General features: G+C 45.7%; 24 protein-coding genes. 10 read left to right on the top strand and 14 right to left on the bottom strand.

Annotated elements, in window-relative coordinates; all coding sequences use genetic code 11:
* Positions 1 to 4: 4 nt before the first annotated feature.
* From epsC to C5684_RS02515, 12 genes are all read right to left on the bottom strand, one after another.
* Positions 5 to 520 (bottom strand): serine O-acetyltransferase EpsC, encoded by a 516-nt coding sequence (epsC, locus tag C5684_RS02570; protein WP_013890283.1) that lies wholly within the window; start codon positions 518 to 520, stop codon positions 5 to 7.
* Positions 501 to 1,424: a cysteine synthase A gene (gene cysK, locus C5684_RS02565; RefSeq protein ID WP_013890284.1), complete on the bottom strand. Its 924-nt coding sequence runs from the start codon at positions 1,422 to 1,424 to the stop codon at positions 501 to 503. The genes epsC and cysK overlap by 20 nt, the downstream gene beginning before the upstream one ends.
* An 11-nt stretch (positions 1,425 to 1,435) precedes the next feature.
* Positions 1,436 to 2,284: an aldo/keto reductase gene (locus C5684_RS02560; protein ID WP_104639327.1), complete on the bottom strand. Its 849-nt coding sequence runs from the start codon at positions 2,282 to 2,284 to the stop codon at positions 1,436 to 1,438.
* A gap of 52 nt (positions 2,285 to 2,336) precedes the next feature.
* Complete coding sequence (locus C5684_RS02555; protein ID WP_104639326.1) at positions 2,337 to 3,482, bottom strand: sigma-54-dependent transcriptional regulator; 1,146 nt, start codon at positions 3,480 to 3,482, stop codon at positions 2,337 to 2,339.
* A complete protein-coding gene (locus C5684_RS02550; protein ID WP_013890287.1) occupies positions 3,479 to 3,895 on the bottom strand; it encodes a hypothetical protein in 417 nt (138 codons plus the stop codon). The genes C5684_RS02555 and C5684_RS02550 overlap by 4 nt, the downstream gene beginning before the upstream one ends.
* Positions 3,892 to 5,628, bottom strand: a complete 1,737-nt coding sequence (locus tag C5684_RS02545) for a DUF262 domain-containing protein (RefSeq protein WP_104639325.1) — start codon at positions 5,626 to 5,628, stop codon at positions 3,892 to 3,894. The genes C5684_RS02550 and C5684_RS02545 overlap by 4 nt, the downstream gene beginning before the upstream one ends.
* A 73-nt stretch (positions 5,629 to 5,701) precedes the next feature.
* Positions 5,702 to 8,116 (bottom strand): DNA gyrase subunit A, encoded by a 2,415-nt coding sequence (gyrA, locus tag C5684_RS02540; RefSeq protein WP_104639324.1) that lies wholly within the window; start codon positions 8,114 to 8,116, stop codon positions 5,702 to 5,704.
* Between the two features lie 8 nt (positions 8,117 to 8,124).
* Positions 8,125 to 8,463 carry a diacylglycerol kinase gene (locus C5684_RS02535; protein ID WP_104639323.1) on the bottom strand — a complete coding sequence of 113 codons (339 nt, stop codon included), beginning with the start codon at positions 8,461 to 8,463 and terminating at the stop codon, positions 8,125 to 8,127.
* A complete protein-coding gene (locus C5684_RS02530) occupies positions 8,460 to 9,323 on the bottom strand; it encodes a hypothetical protein (protein WP_104639334.1) in 864 nt (287 codons plus the stop codon). Before C5684_RS02530 ends, C5684_RS02535 begins: the two co-directional genes overlap by 4 nt.
* Before the next feature lie 13 nt (positions 9,324 to 9,336).
* Positions 9,337 to 10,326: a lipid A deacylase LpxR family protein gene (locus C5684_RS02525; RefSeq protein WP_199764473.1), complete on the bottom strand. Its 990-nt coding sequence runs from the start codon at positions 10,324 to 10,326 to the stop codon at positions 9,337 to 9,339.
* A 47-nt stretch (positions 10,327 to 10,373) separates the two neighbouring features.
* Positions 10,374 to 11,009 (bottom strand): outer membrane protein, encoded by a 636-nt coding sequence (locus tag C5684_RS02520; RefSeq protein ID WP_407645756.1) that lies wholly within the window; start codon positions 11,007 to 11,009, stop codon positions 10,374 to 10,376.
* A gap of 8 nt (positions 11,010 to 11,017) precedes the next feature.
* Positions 11,018 to 11,401: a hypothetical protein gene (locus tag C5684_RS02515; protein WP_104639321.1), complete on the bottom strand. Its 384-nt coding sequence runs from the start codon at positions 11,399 to 11,401 to the stop codon at positions 11,018 to 11,020.
* Positions 11,402 to 11,472: 71 nt separating this feature from the next.
* On the opposite strand from C5684_RS02515, the gene recG reads away from it, so the two are divergent.
* The 8 genes from recG to C5684_RS02475 all read left to right on the top strand — a co-directional run bounded on the left by recG (position 11,473) and on the right by C5684_RS02475 (position 18,260).
* Positions 11,473 to 13,395 carry an ATP-dependent DNA helicase RecG gene (recG, locus tag C5684_RS02510; protein ID WP_104639320.1) on the top strand — a complete coding sequence of 641 codons (1,923 nt, stop codon included), beginning with the start codon at positions 11,473 to 11,475 and terminating at the stop codon, positions 13,393 to 13,395.
* A gap of 88 nt (positions 13,396 to 13,483) precedes the next feature.
* A complete protein-coding gene (ccoN, locus tag C5684_RS02505; RefSeq protein WP_041602966.1) occupies positions 13,484 to 14,983 on the top strand; it encodes a cytochrome-c oxidase, cbb3-type subunit I in 1,500 nt (499 codons plus the stop codon).
* A gap of 9 nt (positions 14,984 to 14,992) precedes the next feature.
* Positions 14,993 to 15,742, top strand: a complete 750-nt coding sequence (ccoO, locus tag C5684_RS02500; RefSeq protein WP_013890296.1) for a cytochrome-c oxidase, cbb3-type subunit II — start codon at positions 14,993 to 14,995, stop codon at positions 15,740 to 15,742.
* Positions 15,742 to 15,951 carry a cytochrome c oxidase, cbb3-type, CcoQ subunit gene (locus tag C5684_RS02495; RefSeq protein ID WP_104629403.1) on the top strand — a complete coding sequence of 70 codons (210 nt, stop codon included), beginning with the start codon at positions 15,742 to 15,744 and terminating at the stop codon, positions 15,949 to 15,951. The genes ccoO and C5684_RS02495 overlap by 1 nt, the downstream gene beginning before the upstream one ends.
* Position 15,952: 1 nt before the next feature.
* The gene (gene ccoP, locus C5684_RS02490; protein ID WP_104639319.1) at positions 15,953 to 16,819 is read left to right on the top strand and encodes a cytochrome-c oxidase, cbb3-type subunit III; all 867 of its coding nucleotides are present in this window, start codon (positions 15,953 to 15,955) and stop codon (positions 16,817 to 16,819) included.
* Positions 16,816 to 17,010 carry a DUF4006 family protein gene (locus C5684_RS02485; RefSeq protein ID WP_006017213.1) on the top strand — a complete coding sequence of 65 codons (195 nt, stop codon included), beginning with the start codon at positions 16,816 to 16,818 and terminating at the stop codon, positions 17,008 to 17,010. Before ccoP ends, C5684_RS02485 begins: the two co-directional genes overlap by 4 nt.
* A 141-nt stretch (positions 17,011 to 17,151) precedes the next feature.
* Positions 17,152 to 17,709 carry a hypothetical protein gene (locus tag C5684_RS02480; RefSeq protein ID WP_104638425.1) on the top strand — a complete coding sequence of 186 codons (558 nt, stop codon included), beginning with the start codon at positions 17,152 to 17,154 and terminating at the stop codon, positions 17,707 to 17,709.
* Positions 17,706 to 18,260 (top strand): hypothetical protein, encoded by a 555-nt coding sequence (locus C5684_RS02475; protein ID WP_104639318.1) that lies wholly within the window; start codon positions 17,706 to 17,708, stop codon positions 18,258 to 18,260. The genes C5684_RS02480 and C5684_RS02475 overlap by 4 nt, the downstream gene beginning before the upstream one ends.
* Here the strand turns inward: C5684_RS02475 and C5684_RS02470 are convergent.
* Positions 18,257 to 19,081, bottom strand: coding sequence for an outer membrane protein (locus C5684_RS02470; RefSeq protein WP_104638423.1), 825 nt, complete (start codon positions 19,079 to 19,081; stop codon positions 18,257 to 18,259). The two genes, C5684_RS02475 and C5684_RS02470, sit on opposite strands and share 4 nt — an antisense overlap.
* A 133-nt stretch (positions 19,082 to 19,214) precedes the next feature.
* Positions 19,215 to 19,886, bottom strand: coding sequence for an outer membrane protein (locus C5684_RS02465; RefSeq protein WP_324761269.1), 672 nt, complete (start codon positions 19,884 to 19,886; stop codon positions 19,215 to 19,217).
* 584 nt (positions 19,887 to 20,470) lie between these two features.
* On the opposite strand from C5684_RS02465, the gene C5684_RS02460 reads away from it, so the two are divergent.
* On the top strand, positions 20,471 to 22,168 hold the full coding sequence (locus tag C5684_RS02460; RefSeq protein WP_233708636.1) for a BspA family leucine-rich repeat surface protein: 1,698 nt from the start codon (positions 20,471 to 20,473) through the stop codon (positions 22,166 to 22,168).
* 53 nt (positions 22,169 to 22,221) lie between these two features.
* A partial coding sequence (fliK, locus tag C5684_RS02455) for a flagellar hook-length control protein FliK (protein WP_158650176.1) occupies positions 22,222 to 23,584 on the top strand: 1,363 nt, incomplete at its 3' end.

Below are 23,584 nucleotides of genomic sequence, written 5' to 3'. Positions count from 1 at the left end.
CCAATCATAACTCCTTAGTGATTACTCTGGCTTTTGTGCCCACCGCACTTGCCCCAGCGGGCATGTCATGGAGCACCACCGCATTTGCCCCAATTTTGACATCATTCCCAATGGTGATCGCCCCCAACACCTTAGCCCCCGCCCCCACGACCACGCGATCGCCTAAAGTGGGGTGGCGTTTGCCCTTGATCTTGCCCGTGCCCCCCAAAGTTACCCCATGGTAGATCGTAACATCATCGCCAATCTCAGTGGTCTCCCCAATCACCACGCCCATGCCATGGTCGATGAATAGCCCACGCCCAATCTTAGCCCCCGGGTGGATTTCAATCCCGGTAACAAAGCGGGCTAGTTGGGAGAGTGCGCGGGCTAAAAAATAGAGACGGCGTTTATGCAAAGCGTGGGCTAGGCGGTGGGCTAGCAGTGCATGGATACCCGGATAAAGTAGCAACACTTCCCATTTATTGCGTGCAGCCGGATCCTGCTCTAAAGCCCGCTCTAGGCTATAGATTAAATCTTGCATCATAAAGCCCAGTGGAGATGTATTTTTCTCCCCCATCAGGGGCAATGGCTAAGACAGATTTACCCTTACCTAGTGTGCGCGCCACTTGCAAGCCGGCAAAAATAGCCGCCCCTGAGGAGATTCCCACTAAAATCCCCTCTTTTTGCCCAAAGAGTTTCGCACACTGCATGGCTTCTTTGTCATCAACAGCGATCACGCCATCCACCACGCTTTTATCATAGTTGGCTGGCACAAAGCCCACACCGATACCTTGAATTTTATGCGGGGTGTGTGTCCCCCCGCTCAAAATAGGCGATTGTGCCGGCTCAACAGCGATGATCTTCGCATGGTGGTTTTGTTCTTTAAACTTGCGCCCCACGCCTGCAATCGTGCCCCCCGTGCCCACACCCAACACCACCGCATCCACGCCGGGTAAATCTTTTAAAATCTCTTGGGCAGTGGTGTCGTAGTGCTTTTGGGGGTTGGCTGGGTTTTCAAATTGTTGGGGGATAAAATAGCCCTCTTGCTTGCCCAACTCTAAGGCCTTATCAATTGCTCCCTTTGTGCCCTTTGCCCCCTCTGTTAAGATGAGTTCCGCCCCGTAAGCCTTAATGAGTTCTCTGCGTTCCACACTCATGGTATCTGGCATGACAATGATGACTTGATAGCCTTTAAGCAGACCCATGAGGGCTAGAGCGATTCCCGTATTCCCGCTGGTGGGCTCAACAATACGCATGCCCTTTTTGAGCTTGCCCTCTTTTTCTGCTTGCTCGATCATCCCCAAAGCGGCGCGATCTTTGACACTCCCCCCCGGGTTAAACTTCTCTAACTTCACAAAAAAATCCGCCGTGTCTGCCTCTAAAAGATGGCTTGTTTTTAAAATGGGCGTGTTGCCAATGAGTTCTAAAGCGTTAGAATAGATCATGCATACCTTCCTTAAGAATTAAAAGGGATTTTTCTTAAAAATTCTAGCCCCTTAGGTGTTCTGTGGTCAAAAAACACACTCTGCCTAGTATCCATAGTGGCGATTTTAGCCAAATCCTCTTGATCCAAATGAAAATCAAAGATTTGGGCGTTTTGCGTGATCCGCTCTATCTTAGCGGACTTAAATAAAACCGATATGCCCCTTTGGGTGATCCAGCGCAAGATCACTTGGGCGGTGCTTTTATGGTGTTTGTGGGCGATCTCTTGCAAAAGGGGGTGTTTGAAAATGTCATTCTTGTCCTGCGCAAAGGGCGACCACGCTTGGGGCTGGACTTGGTGTGCTTGCATAAACTCCTGATCGTGTTGTCTTTGGAAAAAGGGGTTAAGCTCAATTTGATTGACTGCAGGGGCGATCTCATTAAAGGCGATCAGATCGGCTAGGCGATCGGGGTAGAAATTACTCACCCCAATGGCGCGAATCTTACCCTCTTTATGCAACGCCTCTAGGGCGCGGTAAGTCCCGTAGTAGTCATTAAAGGGCTGGTGCACCAAGACCAAATCCAAGTAATCTAGCTGCATTTTGGCTAGGGATTTTTCTACTGAGGTTTTAGCCCTTTGCTCCCCAGCATTGCTAAACCACACTTTAGTGGTGATGAATAATTCCTCACGGGGGACACTTGTTTTGTTGACCGCACGCCCCACGCCCGCCTCATTGCCATACATTTGGGCGGTGTCTATTAAGCGATAGCCCACATCGATGGCTTGCAAAACCACATTTTCACACTCGGCATCTGGGATTTGATATACCCCAAGCCCTAAAAGGGGCATTTTGACTTGGTTATTCAAGCTGATATATTCCATTGGATACTCCCTATTTCAAATTAAAACTACACTCTTAGCACAAAGAAGTTAATTAACTCCTTTCCAAAAACAAATCTTTTTGGCTAATTTGCTCCCCCTCGCTCAAAATCGCCGCTCGCTCTACCACGCAAAGCAATTCGCGGATATTGCCATGCCAGCTATAGTTGAGCATGCACTCTTGCGCCCCCTTAGAAAAGCTCTTTTTGCCTAGATTATAAGTTTGCAACACTTCTTGTAATTTCCACTCGGCTAAGGGTAAAATCTCCTCTTGGCGCTCTTTTAGAGGCGGGATATGCAAAGGAATTGTTTGGAGTCTAAAAAAGAGGTCTTCTCTAAATTCTTTGCTGGCGATCTTTTCTTGGATATTGGTGTTGCTAGCAGCAATGAAACGCACATCGATTTTAACAATCTTGTTACTCCCCAGACGCATCAACTCCTTTTCTTGGATCACCCGCAATAATTTGCTCTGCAATTTTAAGGGCATCTCGGTGATCTCATCTAAAAACACGCTCCCCTTATGCGCGCTCTCAAAGAGCCCTGCCTTAGCGTTGGTCGCATCGGTGAATGCGCCCTTTTCATAGCCAAACAACTCGGATTCTAATAAATGCTCGGGGATGGCTGCCATGTTGATCGCCACAAAGGGCGCGCCCTTGCGTTTGGAGTTTTCATGGATAAAGCGTGCAAAAACTTCCTTACCCACCCCACTTTGCCCCAATAAAAGCACGCTGGCATCCGTAGCGGCTGCTTTGAGGGCTTGTTTTTGCACCTCCTCTAAGGCTTTTGAGCTGGCTCTAAAAAACTCTTGGGTTTTGGGGGTTTTGCTCTTGGGGGGGTGGATTTTGTGGAACTCCAACACCCGCTTACTGCGGTAAATGGACTCTAAGAGCAATTCGGGCTTGAAGGGCTTTTGGAAAAAATCTTTGACCCCCAAGCGAATCGACTCGATGGCCTTATTGAGCGTGGCATTCCCGGTGATCACAATGGCTTCATAACGCCCCTCTAATTGGCGCAAAAACTCCAGCCCGTCCATTTGGGGCATGTTAATGTCCGTAATAATAAGCTCAAAACTCTCATCTAGAGCTTTGAGCGCATCCTTAGGGCTTTTGAAAGCGACCACCTCTAAATCCTCCTGATCGCTAAAAAAGAGTTCTAAACTCTTACGCATATTAATATCATCTTCTACAATGGCGATTTTCATTTTCTTTCCTTTTCATAGACTTCAAGCACCAAAAGCCCCCCTTCTAAATAGGCATTCAGGGGCGTTATGATACGCAAGGTGGCGCGGTTTTGGTTTTGGGAATTTGCATTAAACCCACTGCTCTCAATACGCACCTCACTTTTATACAAACAATCCAACACCGCATTTTGGTAGGTTTTTAACAAAATATCCAACAAAAAGAGCTCTTGTTTGGAATCAAGCTTGGGTTCATCTACGGGGATCTCACAGCGATACTCCAAGCCCTGATACTTCTTTAATGCCCGTGTGATCCCAAAAGATTGGTTAGTGGCAATCCCATTATGCACCTGCATAGCATAGGAGATCACAAAATCTTGCGCACGCAAAAACCCCACCAAGCACACCAACAAACAGACTTTGATCCCAAACTTCACAAACTCCAAGTGGCTAGCACAAACTCCACAATTTTAACATGGCGACTCTTAATGACCTGTTTATCCCATCTATCTTGTGCAAAGTTTTTGATTTCTCGTTGCTGAGAGAGAGGAGAATTTTTGTAGCTCTCTAATTTTTCAGAAAAAGCTCTATTGCCAATAGAGACATTGTGTGTGCCATCGATGAGTAAGAGATTACCAATGCAATTAAGATAATGTTGCTGGTAAAAATCGTCATCGTAAGCACAATACCCGCTTTTGAGCCGTTCGTTGTTCTCTTTTTGGGGGGCGATGTGCTCGATTTGGGGTTTGTCCAAATCCACAAGTTTAAAGGCATAGCCCTTAGTGTGGGTGCGTTGCCCCCGTAGGTAACTCTCATAGCGCGCTAAAATTGTGGTGGCATTTTTGCGCCAACGATCTTCATAGCGTTCGGGAGCAAGCGCATTTTTCACATCCGCATCCGTCCAATAGTAATCCTTTTCACAGATATTTTTAATGCTCTGGGTTAAAAAATCTGCATCGGTAAAGTCTTGCAAGACTTCTTGTAGTCTTGTGCGTAAATCTGCACGGGTGCTAATCAATTTATGCCTAAAGGCGATGACCTCCAAAGTCTTAAAAACTTGTTCTAAAAGAGTTTGTTTTTCTGGGGCATTTCTAAAAATGCGGTAGGCTTTAAAGATAAAGGGATACACAGGGTTTGCGTTCAGTTCCAAAAGAGAATCCCTATAAGGGCTCTCTAAACGGCAGAACTCTCTAAAATCCGCAAAGGCGTTTCTGAGCTCTTTGGCGTAGTTTTCAATCCAAGCTAGCTTGTCTTTTTGAGTTGGATTGGGGTTATCGGGTGGGTTGTGGAGTTCATGCTTATAATTAGCACTGTCGTCATTCTCATTATAGTTATAGCCCTGTTTGAAATAGGAGATATTGAAGAATCGCAAAATTTCGTCTTCGCCCCAAACTTTAATGTCATTGAGCATGCGGTAAATATCTTCAAAAATGCTGGCAATTTGCTTTAACTTCTCTTCTGCGCTCGCTTGATCTGGGCTATAGGTGTAGATTTGATAGGCCAAATAGCTTTTGAGCCGTTCCATGTGCGTTAGAGTCTTGCCCCGATTATTCTGCAACTCAAACATCAAAACCGAATCTTTTTTACTTTTAAATTCTGTGCGCCATACAATGGCGTTTTTGACTTTGTTGAGTAAATTTAAAACATGGGGAGTGGCGCATTTATTTAGGTGGTTTAAGAAGAAAGTTTTAGCCCCGCTGATGCGCTCTTGAGAAGGGGTGCTAGGGTCTGAGCGCATTGCCTTGTCATCTATGATAATCATCCCTTGAAAATAGGGGTCATCGTATTTAACCGCTTGGAGTTTTGGAATGTTACGGGCAATGAGAAAATCCTCTCGCAAGTATTTCAAAAAATCTTCTTCACTCACATCTTGCTGTAATTTTCCTCCTCGTTTAACCCTCTCTGCCAAGACATTATGCAATGCTCGGATAAAAATAAGAATCGTGGTGATGCGTTGTTGCCCATCGATGATGTCGATGTGTCTCTGATCCTCCAGTGATTCTAAAAGCACATTCCCAAAATAGTATTTATTGCCCCCACGGGTTACCTCTTCTAGGTCTGCCAAGAATTGATCCCATTGCTCCTTTTCCCAAGAGTAGGCGCGTTGGTAAAGAGGGATGGTGTAGCAATGTTTAAAAAATTGCTCTATGGGCTGGTATTGAGATTGCACGGGCACTCCTTGTTAAGAATTGGAAAAATTATGGAATAAAACGGGGAAAATGCTAACATAATCCCCATAAATTTTATTCGCTTTCTTCTTTGGGGCATGTGTTAGCATAGACCACCACATCGCCTTCCACGCTCACCAATTTAACCCCACTGGCATTACGCCCCGTTTCGCGGATACTCTCCATGGGCATGCGAATCATCTTGCCACTTTTGGTTAAGATCATTAAGTCTTGGCTTTCATCCACGCTCACAATGCCAATCAAATCCCCCGTTTTAGGCGTGATTTTCATGGCAATCACGCCCATGCCGCCCCGCCCTTGCAAGCGGTAAGCCCCCGCTAAGGTTTGCTTGCCCATCCCCTTAGAGCTGACACTGAGCAACTTTTCTTGTTCGCTAGAGATCACACCCCCCCCGATCACCTCATCGCCTGCTCTTAAGCGCATGCCAATAACCCCCCTAGCCACACGCCCAATCTCTCTAACCCCCTCTATGCCAAAGCGGATACACATCCCCTTTGAGCTTGCCATGAAGAGTTCTTGCGTGCCAGAGTTTAAAATTTGGGCGGTTACAAGGGCATCATCTTCATCAAGCACAATGGCACGCACCCCCCCGCGTGTGCGCCCAAAGGCACTTAGATTGGTGCGTTTGATTAAGCCCTTTTTAGTGAAAAAGACTAAGGACTTATCCGGGCTAAAATCAGCGGTGGATAAGGTCGCTTTAATGCGCTCCCCGGGTTGCAAATCTATTAAATTCACCAATGCCTTGCCAATGGCACTACGCCCCATCTCAGGGATGCGATAGACCTTAAGCCAGTAGAGTTGCCCCATGTTGGTAACAAATAAAATGGTGTCATGCGTGTTAGCACTAAAGAAAAACTCAATAAAGTCATCCTCATGCGTGTTGCCCGAGATTTTGCCCTTGCCCCCCCGCCTTTGTTGTTCATAGACTTTTAAGGGCATGCGCTTGACATAGCCTCTGTGACTGAGTGTAACAACCATGTCCTCATGGGCGATCAAGTCCTCCACGCCTAAAGTTTCATAGTCTTCCTCAATTTGGGTGAGTCTTGGGCTATCAAATTTTTCTTTGATCTCCAAGAGTTCCTCTTTAATCAAATTATTGAGCTTGTCGGCATTCTCTAAAATGCCTTGCAAATACCCGATGCGTTCTTGAAGCTGGGTGTGTTCTTGCTGGATTTTTTCTTGCTCTAGTCCTGTTAAGCGTTGCAAACGCATATCCAAAATCGCCTTGCTCTGCTCCTCGCTTAAATTATGAGCGTGCATGAGCAAGTCCTTAGCCCCCTGCGCGTCTGCACTCCCCTTAATGAGCGCAATCACCGCCTCGCTATTTTGCAAGGCAACTAGCAAGCCCTCTAAAATATGCACCCTCGCCCTTGCCTTTTCTAATTCAAAAATGGTGCGTCTGATCACAATGGTTTTGCGGTGCACCAAAAAGAGTTTTAAGAGTTCTAAGAGGTTAAAAATGCGGGGCTCTTTGTTGTAAATGGCCAGCAAGATCATGCTAAAGGTGCTCTCTAGGGCACTGGATTTATAAAGGTGGTTGAGCACAATTTGGGCGATCGCATCCTTTTTAAGCTCGATCACCACGCGCACCCCCTCCCGATCGGATTCATCTCTAACCTCAGCGATCCCCTCTACAATCTTATCGCGTGCTAACTCGCTGATTTGCTCGACCAACTTGGCTTTATTGGTCTGGTAAGGGATTTCCTCAATGATGATCTGTTCTCTTTGCCCGATTTGCTCAAAACGACTCTTGGCTCTGAGCTTGACACGCCCCCGCCCCGTGCTATACGCCTCTAAAATGCCCGCCTTGCCATAAATAATCCCCCCCGTGGGGAAATCTGGACCTTGAATCACTTCCAAAATAGAGAGCAGATCAATTTGGGGGTTATCTAACACCAGCACCAACGCATCGATGATCTCGCTGGGGCGGTGGGGGGGGATGGAAGTTGCCATCCCTACAGCAATCCCGCTAGAGCCATTGATGAGCAAGTTAGGCAAACGGCTAGGCAAAATATCGGGTTCTTTAAGGGTGCTGTCGTAGTTGTCGTTAAAATCCACCGTGTCTTTTTCAATATCCCTTAAAAGCTCCTCGCTAGGGGCTGCCATGCGCGCCTCAGTGTAACGCATCGCTGCGGCATTATCCCCATCAATGGAGCCAAAATTGCCCTGCCCATCCACTAGGGGCAAACGCATGCTAAAGTCTTGCGCCATACGCACCAATGCCTCATAAACTGCACTATCCCCATGCGGGTGGTATTTACCAATGACATCCCCCACAATGCGCGCGCTTTTCTTATAGCCCACCCTAGAGCCCAAGCCCAATTCGTGCATGGCATACAAAATACGCCGATGAACCGGTTTTAGCCCATCTCTAGCATCAGGCAGAGCACGCCCCACAATCACGCTCATAGAGTAGTCTAAATAACTCTCTTGTAAGGACTCCTCAATTTTGACATCTTTAATTTCCATTTATTCTCCTAAAATACAAAATAACCCCCCCACACAAGGATAAAAAAGACCAATGCCACAAATTGCGCGGCACTGCCCATGTCCTTTGCTTTTTTGGCTAGGGAGTGCTGGTGTGTGCCAGTGAAATCCACGGCATTTTCAATAGCACTATTGAGCAACTCCACAACCAAGCACAGCACGCCGGGCAAGTTTAACAGCACAAAATGCGTGAAAGTGTGGGCTACAAAGCACGCCCCAATAAAGCCCAAAAGGGCGAGTAACACCACTTGTCTAAAAGCGGGCTCATCTGCAAATGCCGCCTTTAGCCCCGCCTTAGAGTAAAGCCATGCTTGCAAAATGCGCTTCATGGCAAGACTTTAAGGGTGAAGTGGGGCAGGTATTCCCAATAATCCTTAGAGTTAATCAAATCCTCTAAACGCTTGTATGTTTGATCCTTGCTGATGAGCTCCACGCCTACATGATCGCGCTCATTCTTGGCAAAGGCTAGGAAGTTTTTGGATAATTCTTGGACTTTCCCCACTTCATCTTGCAAGCCTGCCATCAAGAGCATGACCATCGTGGTCCCTTGAAAAGAAGTGTTGATTTGGTTGAGGGCTTTATCATAGGCTTGCGCGTCAAAGTCTTTGCTTTGGATATCCCCAGATTGTTGCAAGAGGGGGTAGAGAATGGCGCGGAAATCCTTAGATTGGAGCTTAACTCCGAGTTTTTCAACCAATACTTCTAAGTCCTTAGTTTGCACCTGTGAGCCTAGTAAATTGCTGAGGTTAATGGGCTGATGAGAGTCTTTGAGGCGCGCATGCAAAGAAACTTGGTAGGTCAGCTTAGGGGATTTAAAATGGCACATATTTTGCCCTAACAAGACCTCTTTAAGACTCAAATCCACCACACAATTAGCACTCTGGGGCATCCAGGTCTTAAGGGCATGGATTTTGGGCAGATCGATATGGAATTGCAGGGCGTTGGACTTCACCGGAGCCAAACGCACATGGATTCCCTCAATCTTATCGGACACGCCCGCACTGGTGCAAGTGATATTTTTAAAACCCGTGCAAGTAAAGGGGGTGGCATGGATTCGTTTGGCGATGATATTCAAGCTCTCTTCTAACTTGCCCTTGATGTCGCTGCTCAGTTTGAGCCCCACGCCCAAGAGCACCACCACCAAAAACGCCCCAATACCCAAAAAAATTGCCATTATTTTTCTACTCATGATGCTAATCACCTTAAAAAGCAATGTCTAACTCAATGCTGCCGATGTTGTGGTTGCGGGGTTGTTCCCTAAAAGTCTTGCTCCAATCGATCGCACTAAAGGAAAAACGCCACCCCTTATAAGCGATTACTACCCCCACTTGGGCGTTGTAAAGAAAATAGGGCAGTTGTGTTTTATTGCGTGTTTGGGGATCATTGCCCTGCACGAAAATATCTAAGGGTTGGAATAAACCCGTAGCCCCTGCAAAGAGATAAAAAGAAAAGCGACTGCTATAGGGCATGCCCCCAGCAAATGCGCTGTGGATGGAATTAGGGCCAAAATCTGCCTCTAAGTTATAACCCATCCTGAGCATAGAGCCGATTTTAAAATTGGTCAAGGCATTACCCAGTTGCAAACCCGCTCCGGGGAGCATATCGATACTAAAAAAGCGGCTTTTGTAAAAGTCCAGCTTTTGTATCCAAGTGTAGTTAATTTGGAAAATAAATTCATTTTTGATCTGGTTGTGCCAACCCAAAAACTTCGGATCGTGTGCCCATGTGTGGATCAAATTTTGAGTCTGCTCGGCCAGAGAAGCCGGACCGACCATGCCCACAGAGATTGAAAAATGCTCTAAAGCATGCGCGCTTCTTTGGAAAATCCCAAAATTGAGGCGCAACCAACCCCCATAGAGATGATCGCCCTTGACAATCTCTGTTAGGAGGCGGTGGGCTAGCGTGGGGGTATACATGTCTTGGGTCAAATAGATATTAAAGCGAGTCATGCGCTCTTTTTTACCCTGCAAGCTCACAAAGCGCGCCCAGGACATGGGCGATTTTTTTTGGAAATTATATTCCTTGCTCACCCAGCCAATACGCGTGCCTGCCGTGTAGTAGCGATCGATGTAGGGGTTGATATAGCCATCGTTTTCGGTTACCAGCTCAATGTATTGTTTGTGGTAGGGTGTTAGGGTAGTGGCTTTCACAGAGCAGAGCAAAACACAAAAAAGAAGGGAAAATGACCGCATAGGCACATTATAGCAAAAAAAGCCTAGAGGGGGCTTTAGAGCCACTTTTAAAAATACCAAGTGTGGGAGACAAAAAGACTATAATTACGCACAAAACGCGAGCCAATCTCTGTATCAAAGGGGAATTTAAAGCCCACTTCTATTGAGATGTCATGGTAGAGGATCACGGTTTGGAAACGCACACCAATTTGTCCAAAGAGCCTAAAGTAAGTGCCTTTAAAAGAAAAGCTGGTAAAAGAGCGGTAATTTTCAATGAAAAAGTTTTTGGAAAACTCAGAAGTGGTCCATGTATTGGCAGCCACCATCATGCCATAAAAAAGCCCCCACACATTCAGCGGATTTTTATTGTATTCGATCACAATATCCGCACCCGCCCCATAGGTAAACATATTGGTTTCAATATTGCTGCTCTTATCCAAAATCACAAAACCATAGTCCAAAAAGCCGTAGTAACGGGTGTAAAGCCAGCGATCTAAGGGGTTATACTCATAGCCAAATAAGATACCCGCTCCCTCAATGGTGCGTACATTTTTGACACGATTCTTCCCCTCACCGGTATAAAACTGCATCTCCCCTAGCTGGTATTGGCTAAGCAAAAAAGTCCGGCTCTTGGCAGCAAAGAGAGCAGAGGGGGTAAAACCCCCTAAAAGCCCTGCGGTAAGAATCAGTGCCTTAACTTGGATGCCACGCCTTAATAGTTGCCATTGAGGGGTGAGGCTAAGTTATCTTGGTGGTTGGTCCAATTTTGCAAGATATTGCCCCCTTGTGGCGTGTAGATAGGACCTGTGCCCTGTGTCGCATCCTGGATCGCATTTTCTTCATTGATGATATTATCCACTTTCTGCGTGGTCTTTTCATCATCAATTTGATGTTCTAGGCTTTTTTCCAATGCGGCATCTTGGGCGGCTTGCTGTTGCTGGGGGGTTTGCTTGCTGGCTTGCTGGTTAGCACCTTTGGCTTGCGTGGGTTGCTGGCTGGAGGATTTGGAAGTGTCTTTGCAACCATGTAGGACCAAAACGCCCACCACAGACAAAAGCAAGACCCTAAGCCCCCTAAGAAATCTACTTGTATCCATCATCTATCCTTTTTGAGTATAATGTATTGTAGTTTAGCATGTTTATAATAAATATCCTCATAGGCTGTGGGATGAAAATAAGTTGTGATTTGGATTTGGAGGGTGTTTTGCTCCCAGACTTTTTAAGGTTGCTCTTAAACCCACCTAAAAGTTATGCGAGTTACTATCTACTCAAAGACTTAGAACTGGGCAATAAGGGCTGTGTAGAAGTGGAGCGTTTGGGAGTGGTGGTTAAAAACACCTTGCAGGTTAAGACCCAAGCCCTTTTATTCCAACAACCCCTAGATTTGGTGGTTTTCCACCACACCCCCTACCACCTCAAATTATTTGCCCCCAAGCGTTTTTATGTCTATGGCAAGTTGGAGCACAACCCCTACACCCACACCCTCCAAATGATTAACCCCCAAGTCATCGACCAGCCCAACCGCATTGAACTACACTTCAAACGCCCGCCCACAAATGCCTACAAACAACAGGGCTATCCAAATTACAAAGATTATTGCTTGAGTCTTGTCAATACCAAGCGTTTGGAGAAACTTAAAGATTTGGGCGTGCCCTTAGAGGTGGTGGAAAGTTTGCAAACCCTCTTTTACCCCACCCTAGAATTTGTGCGTGCTTTTGAAACCCACAAAGGCTTATTTGGCAAATACCTAAGAGCCCTCAAATTCATTGAGGCGATGGCGCACATGCTCGCTTTAAGCACTAAAAGGGTGCATTTTCCCAGTAAATTTAAAGGGCATGCCAACATCCAAGCCCTCCAAGCCTTTTTGCAAAATCTGCCCTTTAAGCTCACACCCGATCAGATACGCACCATTGGGAGTATCCAGCAAGACATGCAAGCAGATAAAGCGGCTAAACGGCTTGTGATGGGCGATGTGGGCTGTGGCAAGACCATCATTATTTTAGCCAGCGTGGCTCTTGCCTCCCCCTATAAAAGCGTGTTGATGGCACCAACCACGATTTTAGCCAAGCAAATCCACCAAGAGGCGCTTAAATTCTTGCCCCCCAGCATTAAATCTTGTTTGTTTTTGGGGGGCTCATCTAAAAAAAGCCTAGAAGCCCTTGATAAAGCCGATTTTATCATCGGCACAACCGCACTTTTATACACGCCCTTTGACACCTCTAAGGTCGCCCTAGTTCTTAGCGACGAACAACACCGCTTTGGCACCAAGCAACGCCATGCCCTAGAAGTGCTCTCAAGCTCTAGCCCACCCAATCTGCCCGTAGAAGACCTAGAGGATTTTGACCAAGAGGCGGGCATATCCCAAGTGGCTATCCCCAGTGCCAGACCCCATTATTTGCAATTTTCAGCAACTCCAATTCCTAGAACCCTAGCCTTGATGGGGGCTAAATTCATCGCTACCAGCATCATTAAAGATAAACCCTACCACAAGGATATTGCAACCCGCATCATCCATAGGGATCATTTCCCCGACCTGATGGCACACATTGAAACCCAGATCGCACAAGACAAGCAAGTCGCTATCATCTACCCTTTGGTGGAAGAAAGTCAAAAACAAGATTATCTGTCCTTAAGTCAGGGCGCGCCCTTTTGGCAAAAACATTTTAAAAGAGTCTTCATCACCAGTGGGAAGGACAAGAATAAAGAAGAGGTGGTGGAGAATTTTGCTAAACAAGGCGATATTTTGCTTGCCACAACCTTAATTGAAGTGGGGATCAGCCTGCCCAAACTCTCAACAATCATCATTGTGGGGGCTGAGAGGCTGGGTTTAGCGACCTTACACCAGTTAAGGGGGCGTGTGGCGCGCTTGGGGGGCAAGGGCTATTGCTATCTCTTCACCCACAAGACCCACAGCCCCCGCCTAGAGGATTTTAGCCAAACCCTAGATGGGTTTGAGATTGCCAACTTGGATCTCAAATACCGCAATGTGGGCGATCTCTTGAGTGGGGCACAACAGAGCGGGACGCATTTTAATTATTTAGACCTGCGCGCCGATCAAAAAGTGGTAGCAGAGGTCAGCGTGTTATTTTAAGGAATGTTTGCAGTGCCATTTATCCAATTTATGCTATACTTTAAATTCATCTTTTAGACCATTTAAGGAGAGTGTTATGGAAATGGGCATGCAACAGAGCTATGCAAGTTCTGTGAGCGTCTCTAGTAAGGAGGTCGCACAATACGACTACTCTATTGCTAGACTATTTATCATTGCCATGATCGTTTTTGGCGCGATTGGCATGTTAATCGGGGTGATTTTGGCTTTCCAACTGGCGTTTCCCGGGTTAAATCATATCTTGGGTGAATATAGTTATTTTGGGCGTTTGCGTCCCGTGCACACCAATGGTGTGATCTATGGTTTCACTTTGGGGGGGATTTGGGCGAGTTGGTATTATATTGGACAAAGAGTCTTAAAAATTACCTATAACGACTATCCATTTTTAAAGACGGTGGGTTATCTGCATTTTTGGATTTGGATTGTCGCTCTGCTATGGGGGGTTTTTAGCCTTCTAGCTGGGGAAACCCAAAGTAAAGAATACGCCGAACTCTCATGGCCCATTGATATTTTGGTTGTGATTGTGTGGGTGCTTTGGGGGGTTAGCATGTTTGGGAGCATGGGGGTGCGCCGTGAGAACACCATTTATGTTTCGCTGTGGTATTACATCGCCACCTATGTCGGGATCGCTGTGCTCTATATCTTCAATAATCTCTCAATCCCAACCTACCTAGTCGCCCACACGGGCAGTATTATGCATTCGATCTCACTTTATGCGGGCAGTAACGATGCTTTAGTGCAATGGTGGTGGGGGCATAATGCTGTGGCGTTTGTTTTCACTAGCGGGGTGATTGGGACGATTTATTACTTCTTACCCAAAGAGAGCGGACAGCCCATTTTCTCCTATAAGCTGACCTTATTTTCTTTTTGGAGCTTGATGTTTGTCTATATTTGGGCGGGCGGACACCACTTGATCTATTCCACCGTGCCTGATTGGGTGCAGACTCTCTCCTCTGTGTTCTCGGTCATCCTCATCTTGCCCTCATGGGGAACGGCAATCAACATGCTTTTAACCTTGCGTGGGCAATGGCACCAGCTCAAAGAATCCCCACTCATCAAATTCTTAGTCTTGGCGAGCACTTTCTATATGCTCTCTACACTAGAGGGCTCCATTCAGGCGATCCGCTCGGTCAATGCTTTAGCCCACTTCACCGATTGGATCATCGGGCATGTGCATGATGGCGTGCTCGGTTGGGTGGGCTTTACCCTCATTGCAGCGGTCTATCACATGGTCCCTCGCGTGTTTAAAAGAGAACTCTACTCGGCTAAATTGATGGATATTCAGTTTTGGTTGATGACCTTAGGAATCGTGCTCTATTTCTCTTCGATGTGGATTTCTGGGATCACGCAAGGCATGATGTGGCGTGATACCGATCAATACGGCAACTTGGTCTATCAATTTGTAGATACCGTGCGCGCTTTATTCCCTTTCTATATTATCCGTGGCATTGGGGGTAGCTTGTATCTCATTGGATTCTTTATTTTTCTTTACAATGTGATCATGACCATCCAAAAAGGGCGGCTACTTGAAAAAGAGCCCGCCTATGCTACGCCTATGGGCACCAAATAAGGAGGATTGATGTTTGGCTTCCTAGAAAAAAACCCGTTCTTTTTCACTTTGGCTTTTGTGGTCGCCTTTGCCATTGCAGGGATTGTTGAAATCCTACCCAACTTCTTTAAGTCTGCACGCCCCATCGAGGGCTTGCGCCCTTATACGGTCTTAGAGACAGCGGGTAGGCAAGTTTATATTAAAGAGGGGTGTTATAACTGCCACTCCCAGCTGATTCGCCCTTTCCAAGCTGAAGTGCAACGCTACGGGGCTTATAGCTTGAGTGGGGAATATGCCTACGATCGTCCTTTTTTGTGGGGGTCTAGACGCATTGGACCAGACCTACACCGCGTAGGCGATGTGCGCACCACTGCTTGGCATGAAAAGCACATGCTAGACCCACTAAGCGTGGTGCCCGGAAGCATCATGCCCGCCTATAAACACCTCTTTAGCAAAGATAGCGACTTTGAGACGGCATTTGCCGAAGCCTACACACAAAAAAAGGTCTTTGGCGTGCCCTATGATACGCCCAATGGCGTTAAACTAGGCGACATCAAAGAGGCTAAAAAACTCTTTTTAGAGCAAGCACAAGCGATTGTGAATGACATGCAAAACCCCCAAATTAAAGAAGCACTCAAACAGGGCAAGGTGAAAGAGATTGTCGCCTTGATTGCCTATCTCAATAGCTTGGGTCAAGCGCGCGTTTTAAAACCACAAGCCACCAGTTTTAACCCCAGCAAACCTAACTTAGCCCTAGCACCGCAACAAGGAGGCAAATAATGGATTTAGACACGCTTAGAGGTTTTGCCTATGTGTTTTTTACCATTCTCTTTACCATTTTCTTGTATGCTTACATTGTCAGCATGTATGTCAAGGACAAAAAGGGCATCACAAATTATGAGCGTTATAGCCAACTTGCCTTGCAAGATGAGCTTAATGACGCTGTGATTGAGCCCCGCTCTCCCCTATCCCAGTCTAAGAGAGGCTAACATGGATATTCTCAAGGATCATATTAATTTGTTCGCCTTAGGGGCTGCCCTTGTGATTTTGGTGCTCACTTTGAGTATGACTTCCTCCTTGTTTAAGGCGATGCGTGAAAGAACCAGCAGTGGCAATCTGTATAATAACGGGCACCAATACGATGGGATTGCCGAGTTCCTCAACAATATCCCCTCGGGCTGGTTGGTGAGCTTTTTAGCCATCATCGTTTGGGGGTTGTGGTATATTTTCTTGGGCTATCCCGTGTTTAATTACTCCCAAATTGGGGAATACAATAAAGAGGTCGCCCAATACAACCATAACTTTGAAAATAAGTGGAAAAACTTGAGCCAAAAGGATTTGGAGCAGATGGGGCAGGGTATCTTTTTGGTGCAATGCTCGCAATGCCATGGGCTGGAGGCGACTGGACTAGACAATACGGCTAGAAACCTAGTGAGTTGGGGCAAAGAAGAGGGGATTGAAGAGATCATCAAGCAGGGCTCTGTGGGCTTGGGCTATCAAGCGGTGGAAATGCCCCCCATTGAGATGAGCGCAGAAGATGCCAAAGCGGTAGCCAGCTATGTGATGGCAGAAATCTCTGCGTTGAAACGCACGAAAAATCCCCAGCTGGTCAAAAAAGGCGAGGGCATTTTCCAAAATATGTGTGCGAGTTGCCATGGAGCTGATGGGAAGGGTCAAGCAGGCATGGCAGCTAATTTAACTCACTATGGCACACAGGAATTTTTAAAAGAAATCCTAGAAAAGGGCAAAAAGGGGCATATTGGGGAGATGCCTAGCTTTGCTTATCGGCATTTTAATGATATTCAGGTGCGGGCATTGATGAGTTATATCCAGTCTTTGCAAGGAGAAGAGGAATGAATGGCTTATTTGGCCTCAACGGGGTTTTGGGTTATCTACTTGTGGTGGTTGCCTTGTTAGTGGTGGTTGCCTTGTTTGGTTTTCAAGCCGTCAAAATCCAGCAAAGAGAGGCGACCCACTATTACCAACTAGACACGAAAAATATCCAAATGTTTGAGAAAAACAAACAATTCTACCAATACAAGGAGTAACAATGTTTACCGGAATGGAAAAATTACTGGGGCTTTTTTTGTTTGTGTTGTTCTTCATAACCATCGTTTTGTATTTTATTAAACCCCAATTCTTATTTGCGGTTTGATGGTTTGTGGTGGCTTTTATGGTTACCATGGGTTTTGTGTGCCGGGCAAGGTCTGTTTGTCCAAGATAATGGGGAGGGGCATCTTGTGCCTAAGAGCGTGGCACTGGTGGAGCAAGTCTCTACCGAATTATTGGCAAAAGCTAAAATCTCTTTGGTTGTCTTCATGGGAGGCTCTAAGGATTTAGCAACTAAGGAGCAACGCCAAATCTACCAAGAAAGCAAGCTAAAAACTTTGCATGCCCCCTTTGTTGCTCTCTTTGCTTATTATAAAGCCCAAAAGATCGAGATTGTCGCTAATCCAGCTAATCTTTTAGACAAAGATAAAATTTTTTTCGAACACATGGCTCCTTTTTTACCTAAAAAGTGGGGAGAAAACGAGGCGCAAAACAACGCCCGTTTTTCCTTTGCCCTACTGAATGGTTACACCTACATGGCAGAGGCACTGAGCAAAGCCCACCATGTGAGTTTGGAGAGCAATATCAAAGAGGACAACCCCAATAGTTTTATGAAAACCACACTTTATATTTTACTCTGCTCTCTTTTAGCCCTCTTTTTTTATGCTTATTTTTTTGGAAGTAAGAAATCTCAATGAAAACAAGAAACAAAAAAGAAAAGAATTATTGGCCCCTAGGCATTTTGTCTGTTTTATTAATTGGATTGAGTTTGGTAGTGGCATTGGTGGTGGTGGCGATCAAATACACCCCCCAAAGCGACACCACTTATCTACACCAGCACACCTACACCGATAGCCACATCAACACCATGCTCCAAAGTTACCATGCATTCTTGCAAGATTATGGTGTCAAAATTGGCAATGCCGATCAACAGCTCATCCCGACATTTCCTTATTACCTGAACCAAAACACCCCCTTGCTTTGGCTGACTTTGGAAGATAACCGCATCGATCTATGGGTGCAAAAACGCCAAAAAGACATGGTGTTTCCGGAATTTTCTGTTACTTTGCTAAGGCCCAAGACCCCCCCAAAAGCACTCCAGCTAAACTGCAAGCAAACTAATCAACAGCTCACCTGCCACTTGCCTGTCTTTAGTGTCCCTGAAGGGCGTTATCAGTTCTTAATCAGCGTGAAGTTCAAAGACACCACGCTATCGCTGATTCAGCCTGCCTATGCACGCAAACCCTAGAAAGTAAAGGCGTAGTTGATATACCACGAATACATCCGGCGGATGTAGAGCGTGCCATCATTTTTACTCTGCAAAAACGGGTTGTTTTTGAGCATGGGGAATTTGATCCCCGCTTCTATGCTGCTATGCTTAAGAATACGCAAACGCCCCCCCACATTCAACAAGAGCTGGAATGCGGTCGCTTGCTTATCCAAGCCCATGTAGGTCAAGGCGACATCTTTAAAATCTGGTGTGGCTAAAATCCAGCTATTGCCCGCCAACTGGACTCCACCCAAAACCCCCAAAGCGATGATTTGGCTATTGATAATATTAATCACAATATCGCCCCCCCCACCATAGGTGAGCATGTTGGGCTGGACGGGTTTTTTACTCCCAGCAATTTGTTGCAAAATCCCCATGACATTGACTTTACATTGTGGCTTGATAACAGGGGGGATAACCGGGGGGACAGCAGGGGGCGCACCCGGAACAACACCGGGAGGCACTTGGATGCCCGGAACACCTGTGGGCAAACCAGTACAACTCACCGGACTAGAAACACTATTGGCATTGGGGTTGGCAAACTCAATCCCATCGGTATGGGCGTAGTCAAAAAAGCCATAGACTTTAAAACCAACATATTTGATTGGGTAAGCTTGGTAACCTATTTGGAGCCCAAAACCCCGTAAAGGAGTGGTGGTGGTTACTGCATTCCCCTCCTTTTGCATACGGACTTGCGCCTTACCTTGTTGGTAACCACCCTCGATAAAAATCCCATTAGGTGCTGCACCCAATGTGCTTAAGGACAACAGCGCCAAAGAATACCGGAAAAAAGCATGCATGAAAACCCTTTGTTTTAATTTAATTTAAAATATCGGTTAATCCGTAGTTAAATATAACATGCTTAGGCAAAATTTAAGCAAAATTCTTAGGGAGGCGCACCATTAGATGCTAGGGCAACAAAAGCAAGAAAGATTAAAAATCGCGGATATAGCTGATCTGGAAAGCATAGACACGGCGTATATTGGCTTGTAGGGTTTGTCCTTGGGAATTAGTTAAACTAAAGTAGCGGTGTGTGATGGTGGGAATCTTAATGCCTAATTCAATGCCATTTTTCTTAGATATTTGGGCGCGTAAGGCAAAATTCACCAAAAATTGGAAATTAGCCGGGCTGTAGCTAGAATGTTTGTTGTTTTTTGCATAGCTTTGTAGCTGTTTTTCAATGGAGGTAGCCCAGCTATCCCCAGCCAGCTGGAAACCCACCGCAAAACCAAAGATAAAATCCTTAGTGCTCACAAAATTATAAATCATGTCCATCCCCGCCCCGTAAGTGTAGAGATTGGAGAAATATTGCCCGGCGTAGCTATCTTTTTCGCTCATGGTATAAGCACCAAAATTAAAGGTGTTATTGGCTTTTAGCGAACCAAAGCGGTTGTGGTTATAATCAAAGAATACAAAGTAGCGCAACCCAAAGGACCTTTTGGGACCAAAAAATTGTTTGTAGCCCAGTTGCAACCCCACACCCACTAAGGGGGGGAAATTCATGGTCATTTTGGCGGGTTGGGGGAGATTTGAACTCAACACTTGGTTTTGAATCCCGCTGGCTTGGTAGTTAAAGCCAATGAAAAAGTTAGAGAGTTCCCCAATGGGGGCATCTTTTTTCTTGCCCTGACTTTTGGGGGTGTTCTTAGGGGCTACTACCTCGTGATTGTGATCGCCATGTTCATGTCCATGTTCATGTTCCACGCTCTCCATTTTTTTCATGTCATTTTCTAAGTCGTTGGTGGGTGGCATGCCTAGCATCGGGCTATTGTCCAGCCCCCTAATCCCCACACCGTGCAGTATGGGGACACAAATCCCGCTCAAAAGACATGTTTTAAACAGCAGATGACAAAAAGAAAGACCTTGTTTATTAAAATTTTCATATTTGTATCTACGCACAAAAGTCCTTGTATTGTTAATTATTATTATTAGATAGTATAATCATATTACTTAATATTTACTAAAATTTTAAGATATTGTTTATTGGATTTAGTAATATCAAAAAACATTTTTAAAAGCGGAATGGGGTATTTTATATTCCACTAAATGTTAATATGTTAGCATGGGGGACTACAATGCTGGACTAAGCTGTAGGGATATGGTTATTTTCAGGAGCGCATATGTCTATCCATTACTATTTCTCTCTGGTTAGTTCTAGTTTAAAGTGCTTGGGTCTATCGGTTGGGGGTATGTCTTTTTTGTCGGGCACACCCACTATTTTTACCCCTAAAGATAAAGCCAGTTTGCAGGCTTTGTTGCAAAACCCGCATATTTCTCTCCAACAGATCGATACCAGGCACATTAAAGACATGAGCTATTTATTTTGCTTGCAAGAACCTTTACACAAAAAAGGGATTTGCACCGCTTATCGCGAGGATTTTAGAGGGATTGGTAAATGGGATGTTAGCCATGTGGAGAACATGGAAGGCATGTTTATGAATCAGGTGCATTTTAATGAGCCCTTACGCCACTGGAATACCATCCGGGTTAAAAACTTCAGCTACATGTTTGCCAATGCCACCAGTTTTAACCAGCCCATCAATAACTGGAACACCTCTAGCGGGGTGGATTTCAGCTACATGTTTGCCAATGCCACCAGTTTTAACCAGCCCATCAATAACTGGAACACCTCTAGCGGGGTGGATTTCAGCTACATGTTCTACCATGCTAAGTCTTTTAACCAGCCTCTATCCAAATGGAATCACCAAAAACGCACAGGCAAGCCCCCGCAGAATTTTAGCTACATGTTTGCCAATGCCAAGAGTTTTAAGCAGGATTTGAGCCAGTGGCAGGATTTAGACAGGGCAGATACGCAAGGCATTTTTTTAGGCACGCCCATTCAAGGTGCTTTGAAACAAAAAAACGCCCTGAAAACTAATCCCCCAGCCACCACCCCCCCCAATGTGCTTAAATTCTTGCACTACCCCCAAAACAAACAAGAATTGATTGCGTTGCTCCAAGATAGTAGCGTGCCTTTAGCTAGCATTGATACGGGCTTGATTGAGGATATGAGCTATTTATTTTGCGATAAAGAAAGTATCTATGCGCGTATCAAACAATTACCCATTAAAAGCGGAGATTTATGGGAGACTAAGGACAAGGAATACGCCCAAATTTTAGATTTTTACAACAAATGCCATGCGATGGGTGAGCGTGCCGACTTGGATGGCATTGAAACTTGGGATGTCAGCCATGTTAAAAACATGGAGGGGATTTTTATGGGGCGTGAGGTGGATGTCTCTTTGAGTAATTGGGATACCAGCAGTGTGGAAAACATGAAAGCGATGTTTGCTCTAGCCACTTTCAACCAACCCTTAAATGATTGGGAAGTGCAGAGCGCACAAGATACCAGTTTTATGTTCTATGGGTGCAAGCATTTCCAACAAGACCTTAATGATTGGAATGTGGAAAATGTCAAAAACATGAGCTACATGTTTAGCTTGACCTATGATTTTAACGGCGACATCACAAAATGGAATTTAGCTAACGCACAAAACCTGCAAGGCATGTTTAAATATGCCAGTGCCTTTAACCAGCCCATCGGGTCATGGGATGTCTCGCATGTTTCTAATATGTCCTATCTTTTCTATGGGGCTTTTTTGTTTAACCAACCCTTAAACAACTGGAACACCAGCCATGTTAGGGACATGAAAAAGATGTTTTTTTACGCCAAAAGTTTTAACTACCCCCTCAACCACTGGGATACAAGTGGCGTGATGAGCATGTATAAGATGTTTGCCTATGCTGAGAGCTTTAATCAGGACTTGAGTGCGTGGGATTTGCGTAAAGCCGATGTGCGTTGCATGTTTTTCCATGCCAAAGCGATGAAAAGCACACCTTTATTTTTAAGCAAGTCTTTTTTTAAAAGTGCGGGCAGTTGCACCTAGCATGCTAAGTGGAATTGAGTTTGCTTGTATGAGCCAAAAACCAAAGGATGGTCGTGGCACTCAGTCCTACACATGTGGAAGCACCAAAAGTTGTCAGCAAGGGCGCGCCCACACATTCTAGCCATAAAAAAACCCCCGAAAAAAGCAAGGATGCTTTTAAAAAACTCTTGGAGCTCAAAAAAAAAGAGCATGACAAAAAAGCAGAGGGCAAAGCAGACAAACCCAAAGTGGATCTCAAAAAAGCCCCCAAAAAAAGCAAGGAGCTTAAAGAGCTCAAAAACAAATTACCCGAGCACATCGCCCCTGATAGCCCCCTAGCCCATTTACTCAACTCCAAGAAAAACGCCCCACTCAAGCCTGAAAAACCCGAAAAGCTTGGCAAAAAACAACCCCCTTTGGATTTGCTCGCACACACCAAAGCCCTTAAAGATGCCAAGCCCCATGGCAAGCAAGCCAAACTTTCAGACATCAAAAACTTAGAGAGTGCCAAGCAATTAAAATTAGGCACAATCAAGCATGAAAAAGATGACAAGGTCGGGGTGGAAAAGAACGCTCTTAGCAAAATCAACCCCAAAGAACTTGCCAAAAACGCCCCCCAAGTTAATCCAAACAAGGCGATTTTAGATGATTTGGATCAAAAAAAGACCCCCAAAGAGGAGATAGACAAATCTGAAAAAACAGCCAAATTATCCACTCAGGAGCTTTTAAAGCCTAAGACCACCCAAACAGCCCAAGCCCCCAAAGCCCCCACAACGCCCCTAGCCCACCTCTTAGAGCAAAAACCCACACCCCGCCATGTGCCCATCAAGGACAACGCCACCAATGATCGCGAGATCAAAGAGGCGTTTAAGCAAGCCCTAGAGGGTCCTTTAAAACCCAAACGCACCATTATCCCCCTCTCATTTGACCCTAATCGCTTGCCCTTGTATGGACCTGCACAAAATCCCCTCTCCAAAGAGGGCGATGAGGATTCTAAGCCCAAAGCCATTGAGAGCGCCCACAATAACGCCCACAACGCCCACCTAGAGAGCAAATCCCCAATCCAAGCCCCCCAAATTAAGGAGACCTTGAAAAATTTTGCCACCACTTTACGCCAAGAACTCCTAGACTTCAAGCCCCCCATCACCAAACTTTCTATGGAGCTCAACCCCGACAAATTAGGCAAAGTGGATGTGGTGATCCAACAGGTGGGTAAGAATATACAGGTGAGTGTGGCTTCCAGTGCCCCCGTGAGTGCTCTACTCTCTTCCTACCAAAATGAATTACGCCAAAATCTAGCGCAAATGGGCTTTAGCGATGTGAATTTGAGTTTTAGTAGCCATAGCGGGGGACAAGGCGGGGGCTTCCAGCAGGGTGCGCAACAACAGCAACAACAAGGGCACTTTGCCAATCCCCAACCCCAGCAAAACCCCCAAC

Source organism: Helicobacter bizzozeronii, from assembly GCF_900196775.1.
GTDB classification, from domain to species: Bacteria; Campylobacterota; Campylobacteria; order Campylobacterales; family Helicobacteraceae; genus Helicobacter; species Helicobacter bizzozeronii.
This window is presented reverse-complemented; position numbering and strand designations above follow the sequence as displayed.

Excerpts from the sequence above, each read along its gene's own strand:
- epsC (WP_013890283.1), bottom strand. The coding sequence starts at position 520 with ATGCAAGATTTAATCTATAGCCTAGAGCGGGCTTTAGAGCAGGATCCG.
- cysK (WP_013890284.1), bottom strand. The coding sequence starts at position 1,424 with ATGATCTATTCTAACGCTTTAGAACTCATTGGCAACACGCCCATTTTA.
- C5684_RS02560 (WP_104639327.1), bottom strand. The coding sequence starts at position 2,284 with ATGGAATATATCAGCTTGAATAACCAAGTCAAAATGCCCCTTTTAGGG.
- C5684_RS02555 (WP_104639326.1), bottom strand. The coding sequence starts at position 3,482 with ATGAAAATCGCCATTGTAGAAGATGATATTAATATGCGTAAGAGTTTA.
- gyrA (WP_104639324.1), bottom strand. The coding sequence starts at position 8,116 with ATGGAAATTAAAGATGTCAAAATTGAGGAGTCCTTACAAGAGAGTTAT.
- C5684_RS02535 (WP_104639323.1), bottom strand. The coding sequence starts at position 8,463 with ATGAAGCGCATTTTGCAAGCATGGCTTTACTCTAAGGCGGGGCTAAAG.
- C5684_RS02530 (WP_104639334.1), bottom strand. The coding sequence starts at position 9,323 with ATGAGTAGAAAAATAATGGCAATTTTTTTGGGTATTGGGGCGTTTTTG.
- C5684_RS02525 (WP_199764473.1), bottom strand. The coding sequence starts at position 10,326 with ATGCGGTCATTTTCCCTTCTTTTTTGTGTTTTGCTCTGCTCTGTGAAA.
- C5684_RS02515 (WP_104639321.1), bottom strand. The coding sequence starts at position 11,401 with ATGGATACAAGTAGATTTCTTAGGGGGCTTAGGGTCTTGCTTTTGTCT.
- recG (WP_104639320.1), top strand. The coding sequence starts at position 11,473 with ATGAAAATAAGTTGTGATTTGGATTTGGAGGGTGTTTTGCTCCCAGAC.
- ccoN (WP_041602966.1), top strand. The coding sequence starts at position 13,484 with ATGCAACAGAGCTATGCAAGTTCTGTGAGCGTCTCTAGTAAGGAGGTC.
- ccoO (WP_013890296.1), top strand. The coding sequence starts at position 14,993 with ATGTTTGGCTTCCTAGAAAAAAACCCGTTCTTTTTCACTTTGGCTTTT.
- C5684_RS02495 (WP_104629403.1), top strand. The coding sequence starts at position 15,742 with ATGGATTTAGACACGCTTAGAGGTTTTGCCTATGTGTTTTTTACCATT.
- ccoP (WP_104639319.1), top strand. The coding sequence starts at position 15,953 with ATGGATATTCTCAAGGATCATATTAATTTGTTCGCCTTAGGGGCTGCC.
- C5684_RS02485 (WP_006017213.1), top strand. The coding sequence starts at position 16,816 with ATGAATGGCTTATTTGGCCTCAACGGGGTTTTGGGTTATCTACTTGTG.
- C5684_RS02475 (WP_104639318.1), top strand. The coding sequence starts at position 17,706 with ATGAAAACAAGAAACAAAAAAGAAAAGAATTATTGGCCCCTAGGCATT.
- C5684_RS02470 (WP_104638423.1), bottom strand. The coding sequence starts at position 19,081 with ATGCATGCTTTTTTCCGGTATTCTTTGGCGCTGTTGTCCTTAAGCACA.
- C5684_RS02460 (WP_233708636.1), top strand. The coding sequence starts at position 20,471 with ATGTCTTTTTTGTCGGGCACACCCACTATTTTTACCCCTAAAGATAAA.